The organism is Rhodoferax sp. EU05-FHT12H12 (assembly GCF_058791215.1).
On record NZ_JBYTDI010000002.1, the window covers coordinates 258,783 to 272,423 of the forward strand.

At 66.6% G+C, this 13,641-nt stretch carries 11 protein-coding genes; 8 read left to right on the plus strand and 3 right to left on the minus strand.

The features are described 5' to 3' along the window. The first annotated feature begins 10 nt into the window (after positions 1-10). Positions 11-1,072 (plus strand): L-threonylcarbamoyladenylate synthase, encoded by a 1,062-nt coding sequence (locus AC3WS7_RS06005; protein ID WP_492655729.1) that lies wholly within the window; start codon positions 11-13, stop codon positions 1,070-1,072. 16 nt (positions 1,073-1,088) lie between these two features. On the opposite strand, the gene dacB is transcribed toward AC3WS7_RS06005, so the two are convergent. Continuing rightward, positions 1,089-2,546 carry a D-alanyl-D-alanine carboxypeptidase/D-alanyl-D-alanine endopeptidase gene (dacB, locus tag AC3WS7_RS06010; protein ID WP_492655730.1) on the minus strand — a complete coding sequence of 486 codons (1,458 nt, stop codon included), beginning with the start codon at positions 2,544-2,546 and terminating at the stop codon, positions 1,089-1,091. A 152-nt stretch (positions 2,547-2,698) separates the two neighbouring features. Between dacB and tsaB the strand changes: the two genes are divergently transcribed. The 6 genes from tsaB to AC3WS7_RS06040 all read left to right on the plus strand — a co-directional run bounded on the left by tsaB (position 2,699) and on the right by AC3WS7_RS06040 (position 9,081). Continuing rightward, on the plus strand, positions 2,699-3,433 hold the full coding sequence (gene tsaB, locus AC3WS7_RS06015) for a tRNA (adenosine(37)-N6)-threonylcarbamoyltransferase complex dimerization subunit type 1 TsaB (protein WP_492655731.1): 735 nt from the start codon (positions 2,699-2,701) through the stop codon (positions 3,431-3,433). Between the two features lie 11 nt (positions 3,434-3,444). Continuing rightward, positions 3,445-3,918, plus strand: a complete 474-nt coding sequence (gene rimI, locus AC3WS7_RS06020; protein ID WP_296464766.1) for a ribosomal protein S18-alanine N-acetyltransferase — start codon at positions 3,445-3,447, stop codon at positions 3,916-3,918. 16 nt (positions 3,919-3,934) lie between these two features. Beyond that, positions 3,935-4,783, plus strand: coding sequence for a uracil-DNA glycosylase (locus AC3WS7_RS06025; protein ID WP_492655732.1), 849 nt, complete (start codon positions 3,935-3,937; stop codon positions 4,781-4,783). Between the two features lie 4 nt (positions 4,784-4,787). Next, the gene (gene pyrF, locus AC3WS7_RS06030) at positions 4,788-5,627 is read left to right on the plus strand and encodes an orotidine-5'-phosphate decarboxylase (protein ID WP_296464760.1); all 840 of its coding nucleotides are present in this window, start codon (positions 4,788-4,790) and stop codon (positions 5,625-5,627) included. A 112-nt stretch (positions 5,628-5,739) separates the two neighbouring features. After that, the gene (locus AC3WS7_RS06035) at positions 5,740-7,536 is read left to right on the plus strand and encodes a DUF1800 domain-containing protein (RefSeq protein WP_492655733.1); all 1,797 of its coding nucleotides are present in this window, start codon (positions 5,740-5,742) and stop codon (positions 7,534-7,536) included. Between the two features lie 9 nt (positions 7,537-7,545). After that, positions 7,546-9,081 carry a DUF1501 domain-containing protein gene (locus tag AC3WS7_RS06040; RefSeq protein ID WP_296464756.1) on the plus strand — a complete coding sequence of 512 codons (1,536 nt, stop codon included), beginning with the start codon at positions 7,546-7,548 and terminating at the stop codon, positions 9,079-9,081. Positions 9,082-9,150: 69 nt separating this feature from the next. On the opposite strand, the gene AC3WS7_RS06045 is transcribed toward AC3WS7_RS06040, so the two are convergent. Continuing rightward, positions 9,151-9,525: a DUF779 domain-containing protein gene (locus AC3WS7_RS06045; RefSeq protein WP_296464754.1), complete on the minus strand. Its 375-nt coding sequence runs from the start codon at positions 9,523-9,525 to the stop codon at positions 9,151-9,153. Between the two features lie 303 nt (positions 9,526-9,828). After that, on the minus strand, positions 9,829-11,352 hold the full coding sequence (gene exaC, locus AC3WS7_RS06050) for an acetaldehyde dehydrogenase ExaC (RefSeq protein ID WP_296464750.1): 1,524 nt from the start codon (positions 11,350-11,352) through the stop codon (positions 9,829-9,831). A gap of 302 nt (positions 11,353-11,654) precedes the next feature. Here exaC and AC3WS7_RS06055 point away from each other — a divergent pair, with 302 nt between their 5' ends. After that, positions 11,655-13,577: a sigma-54-dependent Fis family transcriptional regulator gene (locus AC3WS7_RS06055; RefSeq protein ID WP_492655734.1), complete on the plus strand. Its 1,923-nt coding sequence runs from the start codon at positions 11,655-11,657 to the stop codon at positions 13,575-13,577. Positions 13,578-13,641: the final 64 nt, after the last annotated feature.

Sequence of the window (13,641 nt, forward strand, 5' to 3'; positions counted from 1 at the left end):
CCGAGTGCCCATGATTCTTTCTGCTTACCAGTTCGCTGACGGCGTGGAGATTGCTCCTGAATCCATAGCTGCTTGCGCAGATGCGGTGCGGTCTGGTTCGCTGATTGGCTTGCCAACGGAAACGGTCTATGGCCTGGGCGCGGATGCGTCTGACCCGGCCGCGGTGGGCAAAATTTTCACGGCCAAGGGCCGCCCGGCGGACCACCCGCTGATCGTGCACGTGGCCGCGTTTGACGGTGGCATGGGCGGTGTGGCGCATTACTGCGCGCGTGTGCCGGCCTTTGCGCAGCAGCTCATGGCGGCCTTCTGGCCTGGCCCGCTCACCCTGATCCTGCCGCGCCGTGAGGGCGTGGGCGCGGCGGCGGCGGGCGGACAAGACAGCATTGGCCTGCGTTGCCCCGCGCACCCGGTGGCGCAGGCGCTGCTGGCGACACTGCGCAAGCCGGCTGAGGGCGCGCGCGAGGTGTGGGGCATTGCCGCCCCCAGCGCCAACAAGTTTGGCCGCGTGAGCCCGACCACGGCCGCCCATGTGCTGAGCGAGTTTGGCGACGATTTGCTGATCCTGGACGGCGGACCTTGCGAGGTGGGCATTGAGTCCACCATCATCGACTGCACGCGTGGCGCGCCGGTGTTGCTGCGCCCAGGTTCCATCACCGCAGCGCAGGTGGCCGATGCCTGTGGTCGCCCGTTGCTATCGAAAGAGGAGCTGGATGCGCAGAACCAGCCTGGGCCACGGGCCTCTGGGACCCTGGAGTCACACTACGCACCCAGCGCCACCGTGCGCCTGATGGATGCCAAGGCCCTGCAGGCGGCGCTGGATTTGCTCAGTGCTACCCAGGCGCCCGATGCACGCCCCACCATTGCGCTCTACCACCGCAGTCCGCTGCAGGTGCGTTCGCCGCTGGTGGCGGTCCATCGCATGCCCAGCCATGCCCAGCCCGCTGCGCATGAGCTGTTTTCCAAGCTGCGCGAGATGGACGCCCAAGGTGTCAAGCTCATTTGGGTGGAAACCCCGCCCGACACGCTGGAGTGGGATGGCGTGCGCGACCGCCTGACCCGCGCGGCGGCCTGAGCCGCCGCTTTTCTTTTTACTGGTCGCGCCCGGCCCACTCCACCAGCGCGTCCACGGCGGGGCGGGCATCGTTGGCATTGGCGTGGTTGATGAAGGCCACCAGCACATACCGTTTGCCACTGGCCGCCAGCACATAACCTGCGCGCGCCACCACCTGGCTCAGGCTGCCGGTCTTCAGGTGGGCACTGGTGGCGCCCTTGACGCGCCGCAGCGTGCCGTCCACCCCCGAGATGGGCAGTGAGGACATCAGCTCCGGCATCACCGGCGACACATAGGCGGCTTGCAGCAGGCGACCCAGTGCCTGCGCGGTGATGCGCTCCTGGCGCGACAGGCCCGAGCCGTTGTCCAGCACCGGCGGCTCCTCGGCGCCCAGGCGTTCGCGCCACCAGCGCAGCACCGCGGCGCGGCTGGCGGCCAGGCTGCCGGTGGGCAGCTCGGCAGGCTCGGCCCCGTTGGCGGGCAGCGGCGCAAAGGCCGCCCGGCCCAGGGTCAAAAACAGCTGCTGTGCCATCACGTTGTTGCTGTACTTGTTGATGTCACGCACCACTTCGCTGAGCGGTGCGGAGCTGCTCACAAACGCCGGCTTGCCCGCTGCAAGTGTGCTGGGCACGGTGCCCAGCCGTACGCTGCCCTGCAGGCTGCCGCCCAGGCTTTCCCACAGGCCCAGCACGGCGCGTTGGGCGTAGGTTTTGGGGTCGGCATAGGCCACCGGCCAGACCTTCTCGCCACAACTGGCCGGGTAGCTGCCCGCAAAGCGGATGCGTAGCGGGTCGGCAAAGTCGGCTTTTAGCGCGCCGCGGTAGTCGCCGCAGTCGCCTGCGCTCAGCGGCACGCTGGCGGGCAGGGCCACACCCGCCAGCGGCGGGTCGACCTGCACCTGGGCCACTTGGGCCGCACGGTCGGGGGTGAAGGTCACCACCACCGACTTGAAGTTGACCAGCAGCGCATCCGGCGCCGCGTTGTAGGGGCGCAGGGGCTCGCCGTCAAACTGGGCAGGGTCCACCTCGGGCAGGCTGAAGGCGCTGCGGTCCAGCACGATGTCGCCCGCAATCGTCTTGATACCCAGGCCCTGCACACGGCGCAGCAGCAGCCACAGACGCTCCAGCACCAGCTTGGGGTCGCCCTGGCCTTTGATGTAGAGGTTGCCCTGCAACACACCGTTGCGCACGCTGCCCTCGGTGTAGACCGGTGTGGCCCACTGGTAGGCCGGGCCCAGCAGGTCCAGCGCCGCGGTGGTGGTGACCAGCTTCATGACCGAGGCCGGGTTCATGGATGCCGTGGTGCGGTGCGCCAAGCGGGGCAGCGCACCAGGGTTCTGGGCGTCCACCACCAAAAAAGCCACCGCATCGCGCGGCACCTTGGCGCGGGCCAGGGCGGCATCGACATCGGGGGGCAGGGGCTGGGCGGTGGCGGCCGCGCAGGCCAGCAGGCTGGAGGCCAGGCTGCGCAGAAGCGTTCGGGGGGACAGGTACATGGCCGGATTATCCGGGCTGCCCCGATAATCGGGGGATGCCCCGCTGGCCGCTACGCGCGCCAGCGCCCGGTCCAGTGGTCTAGGCTTGCTCCTGAAATAGGAGCTGCTTGCGCAGTATCCATGCGGACTAGAGGCCAATTTCGCTTAAAAATATGAACTTGCTGGCAATTGATTCCGGAACCGAGCACCTGTCCATCGCGGTCGGCCGTGGTGCGGCTGTGTGGCAGTACGCTGGGCCGGGTGGCGCGCGCGCGTCGACCGACCTGATCGCCGGCGTGCTGGACCTGCTGGCCCAGGCGGAGCTGCCCATGGCGGCGCTCGACGCAATGGTGTTTGGCGCTGGCCCGGGTTCGTTCACCGGGCTGCGCACGGCCTGCTCGGTGGTGCAGGGCCTGGCCTTTGGCGCCCAGGTGCCGGTGCTGCCCATGGATTCGCTGCTGGCCGTGGCCGAGGACGCCCGCCTGTCGGCCGCGCCCGATGCGCCTGACGTGCAGGTGCTGGCGCTGCTGGACGCCCGCATGGACGAGGTGTACGCCGCGCATTGCGCCTATGCCAAGGGCCAGTGGCGCGTGCTGCAGCCCAGCCAACTGGTGCGCCCCGAGGCCCTGGCCTTGCCCGCTGTGGATGCCAGCCTGGGCCCGCTGCTGCTGGCGGGCAATGTGTTTGCCGTGTATGCCGACCGCCTGCCCGCCGCGCTGCTGCAGGGCGGCCCGGCGGTGCCTGCGCTGCCCACGGCGGCGGCCATGCTGCGCCTGGCGCCTGCGCTGCTGGCCCAGGGGCTGGCGGTGGATGCGGCCCAGGCCATGCCCAGCTATATCCGCGACAAGGTGGCCAAAACCACCGCCGAGCGCGTGGCCGAAAAAGCCGCTGCCGCGGCGCTTGCCTGAGTTTCTCCGCCATGTCGTCCCTCCTGCGCTCCGCCGAAGCCGCCTTTGAACCCTTGCTGGCCGACCGGCTGGACGAAGTGTTGCGCGTGGAGCAGCGCGCCTACGCCCACCCCTGGAGCCATGCCAATTTTCTGGACGCGCTGCACAGCGGTTACCAGGCTCAGATGCTGGTGGCCGACGGCTATGTGCTGGGTTACTTTGTGGCAATGAAGGGCGTGGATGAGGTGCACTTGCTCAACATCACCGTGGCGCCCGAATTCCAGGGCCAGGGCTGGGCCCGTGTCATGCTGGACGCACTGGCCGTATGGGCGCGTGGACAGGGTGTGCAGTGGCTGTGGCTGGAGGCACGCGTGAGCAACCTGCGTGCTCTGCATGTGTACGAGCAGTACGGTTACCGCCGCGTGGGCCAGCGCAAAGCCTATTACCCTGCGGGCAACGGCCAGCGCGAAGACGCGGTGGTCATGAGCCTGCCCCTGTACCCCTGACGAGACACCCTGCCCCATGGCCCTGACCCTTGACGAGCGCCAACGCGCCATGCTGCTGGAGATGGGCGTGCGCGTCTGGCTGCCCGGCACCGTGTTTGAGACCGAGCCGCCTTCGGTGGCCGTCCTCGCCGCCGCCCCGGCCACGGTGAGCCCGCCGGTCCACGCGGCAGTGCCACCCCCTGCCCCCCAAGCCACGCCGGCACCGGTGCGGGCGGTGCCGGTGGCCCGTGCACCAGCCGTTGCCGCGCGCGCTGCGGGCACGCCGCTGGATCTGGGCGCGCTGGACTGGGAGGCCCTGGCCGACACCGCCGCCAGTTGCCAGGCCTGTGGCCTGTGCGCCGGTCGCAAACACGCCACGCTGCAGCCCGCCCCCGGCCAGCGCGACTGGCTGGTGGTGGGTGATCCGCCCGAGGAAGACGAAGACCGCACCGCCCAAGCCTTTGTGGAAAGCCCGGGCCTGCTGCTGGACAACATGCTCAAGGCCGTGGGCGCCAGCCGCACGGGCGAGGGCGCAGCAGGCGCCTACGCGACCAATGTGGTGAAGTGCCGCCCCCCACACGGGCAAATCCCGCAGGCGGCGGACCTGGCCCAGTGCGCCCAGTACCTGCAGCGCGAAATTGCGCTGGTGCAGCCCAAAGTTATCTTGGCCATGGGGCGTTTTGCCATCCAGACCCTGCTGGCCGAACACGGTGCGCTGGCTACCCAGCCGCTGGGCAAGCTGCGTGGCACGGTCTACCAGTACCAGGGCATTCCGGTCATCGTGAGCTACCACCCCAAGCTGCTGCTGCGCAACAGTGCCGACAAGGCCAAGGCCTGGGCCGACCTGTGCCTGGCCATGGATGTTCGTGAGGCCTCCGTAAAATAGCCCTATGACTTTTCTAGACCAGTTGCGCACTGCCGAGCGCCAAAACAGTTCCTTGTTGTGCGTGGGCCTGGACCCCGAACCGACCAAGTTTCCTGCCCACCTGAAGGGGGATGCCAGCAAGATTTACGACTTTTGCGCGGCCATCGTCGACGCCACGGCCGACCTGGTGAACTCCTTCAAGCCGCAGATCGCCTACTTTGCTGCGCACCGCGCCGAAGACCAGCTCGAAAAGCTGATGGAGCACATGCGCCGCACCGCGCCCCAGGTGCCCGTCATCCTGGACGCCAAGCGTGGCGACATTGGCAGCACCGCCGAGCAGTACGCCAAGGAAGCCTTCGAGCGCTACGGCGCCGACGCCGTCACACTCTCGCCCTTCATGGGGTTTGATTCGGTGGCGCCTTACCTGAAGTACCACGGCAAGGGTGCCTTCCTGCTGTGCCGCACCTCCAACCCCGGCGGTGACGACTTCCAGCCGCAGCGCCTGCTCGATGTGCCCGGCCAGCCGCGTCTGTACGAACACATCGCCAGTTTGGCCCAGGGGCCCTGGAACCTGAACGGCCAACTGGGCCTGGTGGTGGGCGCCACCTACCCTGCCGAGATCGAGCGTGTGCGCGCCCTGGCGCCCACGCTGCCCCTGCTGATTCCCGGCGTGGGTGCCCAGGGGGGTGATGCGGTGGCCACGGTCAAGGCCGGTTGGCGCACTGCCGACGGCCAGACCACCGGCCCCATTGTGGTGAACTCCTCGCGCGCCATCTTGTACGCCTCCCATGGGCCTGACTTTGCCGCTGCGGCGCGCCAGGAAGCCCTGCGCACGCGTGATCTGCTGCAAGCCGCCACCCACTAGGCGCCGGACGACCGGCTGTCCCCGGCAGCGGTAATTGTTTGTAAGGGCGCTGGGCAGTGCGCAGGGTGGGCGATAACCTTCGCCGCCTACCCACTCCACTTTGGAGACTCCCATGCGCGACACCGTGGACGAAGCCGAGCGCGTCACGCCCCCCCTGACCCGCAGCTCCCCGCAGGAGTCTGCCGCCCTGACTGCTGTGGCTTTGGCCGCTGCGGCGGCACTGGCGGCTTGCGGTGGTGGTGGCGGAGATGGCGGTGACGCGACCGAGGCGCCCGTAGGCGGACGCACCATTTCCCTGCGGGCCTTGCCCGCCGCCATTGCCCTCAGTGGGGCCAGCATCAGTGCCGAGCAAGCCTCGCGTTTTTTGCAGCAGGCCCAGTTCTCGGCCAGCGATGCAGACATCGCCCAGGTGCGCAACCAGGGGTATGCGGCCTGGATCGAGGGACAGGTGGCCCTGAACTTCGGCACCCGCGGCTGGGACTGGCTCAACAGCCAGGGTTATGGCGACGCCAACAACAGCAACAACTATTACGACCAGAGCTACCCGGCCGATTACATGGTCTGGAACCAGCTGCTGGCCAGCAGCGACCCCATGCGCAAACGCATGGGCCTGGCGCTCTCCGAGTTTTTTGTGGTGTCGCTCTCGGGTCTGGACTTCCGCTGGCGCAGCCACGCCATGGCGCACTACTGGGACACCTTGTGCGCCTATGCGTTTGGCAACTTCCGGGGCCTGCTGGAGGCGGTGACCCTGCATGTGGCCATGGGCTACTACCTCAACACCAAGGGCAACAAGAAGGAAAACGCTTCGGGCCGCCAGCCGGACGAAAACTACGCCCGCGAGGTGATGCAGCTGTTCACCGTGGGCCTGCACCTGCTTAACCCTGACGGCACGCAACAACTCGATGGCAATGGCAAACCGCAGGACACCTACACCGCCAGCGATGTGAGCAACCTGGCACGCGTGTTCACCGGCTACGACGTGGACATGAGCCAGAACGTCAACGTGACGGCCAATGGCAACACGGTGGGCAACACCGCGTTTGCCCGCCTGCCCATGGCGCTGACTGCCAGCAACCACTCCACCCTGGCGGCCACGTTTTTGGGCACCACCATCCCGGCCAACACGCCGGCGACCGCTGCGCTCAAGACGGCGCTGGACACCTTGTTCAACCACCAGAACACGGCCCCTTTCTTCTGCAAACAGATGATCCAGCGTCTGGTGACCAGCAACCCCAGCCCGGCCTATGTGGGCCGGGTGGCGGCGGTGTTTGCCGACAACGGCCAAGGCGTGCGCGGAGATCTGGCATTCGTGTTTGCCGCCATCGTGCTGGACGAGGAGGCGCGCAACGCCACCGGGCTGAGCGCGCTGGAGTATGGCAAGCTGCGCGAGCCCATGCTGCGCCTGGCGCAATGGGGGCGCACCTTCGGGGTGGGCTCTGCCAGTGGCGCCTGGAAGATTGGTGACCTGAGCAACGCCGGTACCCAGCTCAGCCAGAGCCCGCTGCGTGCGCCCTCTGTGTTCAACTATTTTCGCCCGGGGTATGTGCCGCCCGGCACCGGGCTGAGCGCCGGTGTGGTGGCGCCCGAGTTCCAGCTGGTGACGGAAAGCAGCGTGGGCGGCTACCTGAATTACATGATGGGCATCATCGACACCGGCTTCAACAGCCGCGACATCTATGCCGCCTACACCACCGAGCTCACTCTGGTGCTGGACCCTGCGGCTCTGGTGCGCCGGCTCAACCTGCTGTTGTGTGCGGGCCAGCTCTCGGCCAGCACCCAGACCGTGATCGTCAACGCCTTGCTGGGTGTCACCGTCAACTCCAACAGCGCGGCCACCCTGAAGCGTCAGCGCGTGTGTGCGGCGGTGCTGATGGTGATGGCCTGCCCTGAATACCTGATCCAGAAGTAGAGGGCCACCATGTCCATGCTGTCACCCGAATCCCAGACCCGGCGCGCCTTTTTGCGCCGCAGCGGCCAGCTGGCGCTGACCGGCACGGCGCTGCCGTTTGCGCTCAACCTGGCGGCCATTGGCGAGGCGGCCGCCTTCAATGCCCCGGCGGGCGACTACAAGGCGCTGGTGTGCGTCTTTTTGTTTGGTGGCAATGACTACGCCAACACCGTCCTGGCCTACGACGACCCGAGCTACAACCAGTACAGCGCCATCCGCGGTGGTGGCGCCGGGCAAACGGCGGGCGGCATTGCGCTGGCCAAGGCCGCACTCACGCCCACACGCCTGAACCCCATCACGCCACCGGTGGACGCGCTGGGCGCCACCAGCCGCGAGTACGCGCTGCACCCGGCCATGACCGGGCTGGCCAACCTGTTCAACACCGGCAAGGCAGCGGTGCAGCTCAATGTGGGGCCACTGGTGGTGCCGCTCACGCGCGCCCAGTACAACAACAGCAACCGCACGCTCTACCCGCGTCCGCCCCAGCTGTTCTCGCACAATGACCAGCAGTCGTTGTGGCAGTCATCCTCGCCCGAAGGTTCCACCGTGGGCTGGGGCGGCAATATGGGGGATGTGGTGCTGCAAAACAGCCTCAACAGCAACGCGCTGTTCAGCTGCATGTCGGTCTCTGGCAACGCGGTGTTCCTCTCGGGCGATACGGCCTTGCAGTACCAGGTCAGCACCTCGGGTGCCATCAAGATCCGGCCCGCCACCGACACCACGGTCTATGGCTCGTCCTCGGTGCGCAGCACCATCGACAGCCTGATCCGCCAGTCCCGCACCCACAAGCTGGAGAACGAATACAACGTGGTCACCGCCCGCGCCCTGGCGGCCGAGGCCTCGGTGACCAATGCGCTGGCCCTGAGTCCACCCGCCTTTGGCACGGCGCCCAATCTGCGTCCCTTCCAGGCCACGTTTGGCACAGACGCTTTGTCCACCCAGTTGCAGATGGTGGCGCGCCTGATCAAGGGGCGCAACGTGCTGGGCGCGCGGCGCCAGGTGTTTTTTGTGTCCATGGGCGGCTTTGACCTGCACGACAACCTGGTGGCGCAGCAGGCTACGCTGATGGGCCGCCTGAGCACGGCCATGACGGCGTTTTACCAGGCCACCGAGGAGATGGGCGTGGCCCAGCAGGTGACGGCGTTCACGGCATCGGATTTCGGCCGCACCCTGGCGTCCAACGGTGACGGCTCCGACCACGGCTGGGGCAGCCACCACATGGTGGTGGGCGGTGCGGTGAACGGCCAGCGTTTGTATGGGGTAGCCCCGCCCATCAGCGTGAGCGATACCAAGGACGCTGGCGGCAACTACCTGCCCGAGAATGCCTGGCACGTCGGCCAGGGGCGTTTGTTGCCGAGTACCTCTGTCGATCAGTACGCGGCCACACTGGCCAAGTGGTTTGGGGTGACGGATGCCGAGATGCCCGGCGTGTTGCCCAAGATCGTGAACTTCGGCACGGCAGCCAGCCGGCCAGACTACCCGACCGATCTGGGTTTCATGCAGTAAATGCTATTGATTTAATAGCTGTTCGCGCATATTCCACGGGCGCTAGAGCCCTGTTTTATGCCTGTTTCTTTAGATTGCGGGTTTGTCGATGCCCAGCTCTGCCAGTTCCGCATCGGTGAACACGCGGGAGCGGGTGTGGAAGGCCTTGCCTTCGGGTCCTTCGAGCGAGAAGGTGCCGCCGTGGCCTTCGATGACGTCGATGATGAGTTGGGTGTGTTTCCAGTATTGGTATTGGGCAAGGCCGATATAGAACGGGCTGCCGCCAATGTCGCCCAAGTACACATCACCTGCACCCATGGTGATTTCGCCGGGCAGGTAGCAGTTGGCTGCGCTGTTGTCGCAGCAACCACCACTCTGGTGAAACATTAAATCCGGGCCATGTTTGGTTTTGAGGAAGGCCACCAGTTCCAGGGCGGCTGGGGTGGCTATGACTTTGTCGACCATGCTTGTCTCCTTGTGGGAAGGACTACCGACCTTGCGATGTTGGCGCTCGCAACGCGGCAACCCGACAGGGCGTCCACCTCATGCTGGAGTACCAGAAATCGGCGGCCGCCCTGCCGGGTCACCGCGTTGGATCGTGGCGCGCCAGGTGGGTTTCGAAGGGCTGCCTTGTCTGTGCCTCCACGGTGCTAGCGCAGCAGCGGGCTGGGGCATCCCCCCGATTTCTGGTACCCCAGTATGAGGGGGGAGGTCCCAGCCCGTTGCTGTGCGGCCCGGCGCGACGTAACGCGACGCGAGGGATGCGCTTTAGAAGAAGCCCAGCTTGTTCTCGGAGTACGAAACCAGCAAGTTCTTGGTCTGCTGGTAGTGGTCCAGCATCATCTTGTGCGTCTCACGGCCGATGCCCGACTCCTTGTAGCCGCCAAACGCTGCGTGCGCTGGGTAGGCGTGGTAGCAGTTGGTCCACACGCGGCCGGCCTTGATGGCGCGGCCCATGCGGTAAGCCACGTTGCCGTTGCGGCTCCACACGCCGGCGCCCAGGCCGTAGAGCGTGTCATTGGCAATCGCCAGGGCTTCAGCTTCGTCCTTGAAGGTGGTCACAGCCAGCACGGGGCCGAAGATTTCTTCCTGGAAGATGCGCATCTTGTTGTGGCCCTTGAACAGGGTGGGCTGCACGTAGTAGCCGCCTTCCAGGTCGCCACCCAAGTGCGCTTGGCCACCACCGGCCAGCACTTGCGCGCCTTCCTGCTTGCCCAGGTCCAGGTAGGACAGGATCTTGGTGAGTTGCTCTTTGGAAGCCTGTGCGCCCATCATGCTGTCGGTGTCCAGCGGGTTCTTTTGCTGGATGGCAGCGATGCGCTTCAACACGCGCTCCATGAACTTGTCATAGATCGATTCCTGAATCAAGGCGCGTGATGGGCAGGTGCAGACCTCGCCCTGGTTGAAGGCGAACAGCACCAGGCCTTCGATGGCCTTGTCCAGAAACGCGTCGTCCTTGTCCATGATGTCGGCAAAGAACACGTTGGGGCTCTTGCCGCCCAGTTCCAGCGTGGCAGGAATCAGGTTGTTGGCGGCGGCCTGCGCAATCACGCGGCCCGTGGTGGTGGAGCCGGTGAAGGCGATCTTGGCGATGCGCTTGCTGGTGGCCAGCGGCATGCCGGCTTCGCGGCCAAAGCCGTTCACGATGTTGAGCACACCGGGGGGCAGCAGGTCGGCAATCAGCTCGGCCAGGATGAGGATGGAGATGGGCGTGGACTCGGCGGGCTTGAGCACCACGCAGTTGCCGGCGCCAATCGCAGGGGCCAGTTTCCAGGCCGCCATCAGGATGGGGAAGTTCCACGGGATGATCTGGCCGACCACGCCCAGGGGTTCCTGGATGTGGTACGCCACCGTGTTCTCGTCGATGTTGGACAGGGCGCCTTCTTGTGCACGCACGCAGCCCGCAAAGTAGCGGAAGTGGTCCACGGTGAGCGGAATGTCGGCGTTCAGCGTTTCGCGGATTGCCTTGCCGTTGTCCACGGTTTCGGCGTAGGCCAGCAGCTCCAGGTTCTGCTCGATGCGGTCGGCAATCTTCAGCAAGATGTTGCTGCGGGTGGCGGCATCGGTCTTGCCCCAGGCATCCGACGCGGCGTGGGCGGCGTCCAGTGCCAGCTCAATGTCTTCGGCGGTGGAGCGGGCGGCCTGGGTGTAGACCTTGCCGCTCACCGGGGTGATGACATCAAAGTACTGGCCCTTGACCGGCGCAACCCACTTGCCGCCGATGAAGTTGTTGTACTGCGCCTTGTAGGCGATCTTGGCGCCTGCGGCGCCGGGTGCTGCGTAAATAGCCATGGTTGTCGTCCTCTTGTGCTTGGTTTGCTTGCCTGCATCGGTCTGTCCGGCAGGTGCAGAGGTATCTCAAGACGCGTGCCATGCGGGCGATAACCGTGGGCCCTTGATTTCATTGGGTTTGTTGCATCGCAGCACTCCGTGCAAGCTGTCCGCAAGCCAGGGCTGTCACGATTCGCCACAGTGACAGGTGTCACAAAATGGAACAGTTGGACGTTTGCGCGGGTGTGTGCCATTGCCTCGCACACCACCGCCCCCCATACTGTGCCAAAGCGGGGCGACCACGACCCCGCGCAGGAGACAACGTGCGACAAACCTCCCCCGTGCTGGCCTTGCGACAGGCCCGTCAACAATTGCTGGAAACCGGCCAGTGCCCTGTGGGCGTGCTGGACGAACGCCTGGCCCGCTCCTGGCACCGCAGCCTGGCCGCAGGCCTGGCACCCGCCGGCCGTGCCGCCACCGACCATGCGGGCAGTACCAGCCTGCGCCAGGCGCTGGCCAATAGCCACGCCTTGCTGGCCCACTCGCGCCCGGTCATGGAATATGTGTTTGAGCAGGTGCGCCACAGCCAGAGCGTGGTGGTGCTGGCCGACCCGCACGGCATGCTCATGCACACGCTGGGAGACGTCAGCTTTGTAGGCAAGGCCGAGCGTGTGGCGCTGACCAGCGGTGCCTCCTGGCACGAAGCGCACCGCGGCACCAACGCCATTGGCACCGCACTGGCCGAGCGCAGTGCGGTCGAAATCCATGGTGGGGAACACTTCCTGGAGCGCAACGGTTTTCTCACCTGCGCGGCCTCACCCATCCTCTCGGCCACGGGCGAGCTCATGGGCGTGCTCGACATCTCGGGTGACCACCGCCATGGCCACGGCCACACGCTGGGCCTGGCCAGCACCGCCGCCCGCATGATCGAGAACCGGCTCATGCTGGCCACCTGCAAGCGCAACATCCGCCTGCACCTGCACGCCCAGCCCGAGGGCATTGGCAGCGTGGCCGAAGGCATCGTCGCGCTGTCGGACGACGGCTGGGTGGTGGGCGCCAACCGTGTGGGACTGGCGCTGCTGCGGCTGAATACGGGCGACATTGGCGCCACTCCGCTGGAGCGTGTGCTCGATGTGCGGCTGGACGACCTGCTCTCGCGCCACAAGCGCCGCCCCCAGCAGGTGCAGCAGCTGCGCCTGCACAACGGCGCCGTGTTGTTTGCGCAGGTGCAGGTGGATGCCTCGGCGTTGCCGGTGACCGGCCTGTCCTCTTCGGCCCCGGCCTCTGCCAGCGCGCGTGATGCGCTGGCCGAGCTGGATACGGGCGACGCACGCTGGCGCAGCGCCGCCGACAAGGCGCGCCGCGTGGTGGCCAAACCGATTCCCGTGCTCATCCAGGGCGAGTCAGGCGTGGGCAAGGAGCTGTTTGCACGCGCCCTGCACGCCAGCGGCCCGCGCCGTGGTGCGCCTTTTGTGGCCATCAACTGTGGCGCCATTCCCGAGAGCCTGATCGAGTCCGAGCTGTTTGGCTATGTGGCGGGTGCCTTCACCGGCGCACGCAAAGAGGGCAGCCTGGGCCGCCTGCGCGAGGCCGAGGGCGGCACGCTGTTCCTGGACGAAATTGGCGACATGCCGCTGGCCATGCAGACCCGTTTGCTGCGTGTGCTGCAGGAGCGCACGGTCACGCCGGTGGGCGCGGGCAAGGCGGTACCGGTGGACTTCGCGCTGGTGTGCGCCACGCACAGCAAGCTGGCCGAGGCCGCAGAGCGCGGCACATTCCGCCAAGATTTGTACTACCGCATCAACGGCCTCACCGTGCTGCTGCCGGCGCTGCGCGAGCGCAGCGACTTTGGTGCACTGACCGAGCGCCTGCTGGCCGACCTGAGCCCTGAGCGCGAAGTGCAGCTGGCCCCCGAACTGCTGGCCCGCTTGAGCGCCTTTGCGTGGCCCGGCAACCTGCGCCAGTACGCCAGCGTGCTGCGCACGGCTTGCGCCATGCTGCTGGATGGGGAAGACACCTTGGACTGGGTGCATATGCCGGACGACTTGGTAGAAGCGCTGCAGGTGGGGGCTGCCGTGAAGACGGCGCCCCTGGAGCCCGCTGTTGCGCTGGCCCCGCAAAGCCTGCAGGCCCTGGGCCACGCCGCCATCCAGCAGGCGCTGGAGGCCGCGCGTGGCAATGTGTCCCTGGCGGCCCGCCAGCTCGGCATCAGCCGGCAGACGCTGTACCGCAAGCTGCGCGCATAAATCACTACTGTTTTGATAGCTGTTCGCGCAAGCAAGACGTGGGCTAGAGGCTCATTTGGCGCTC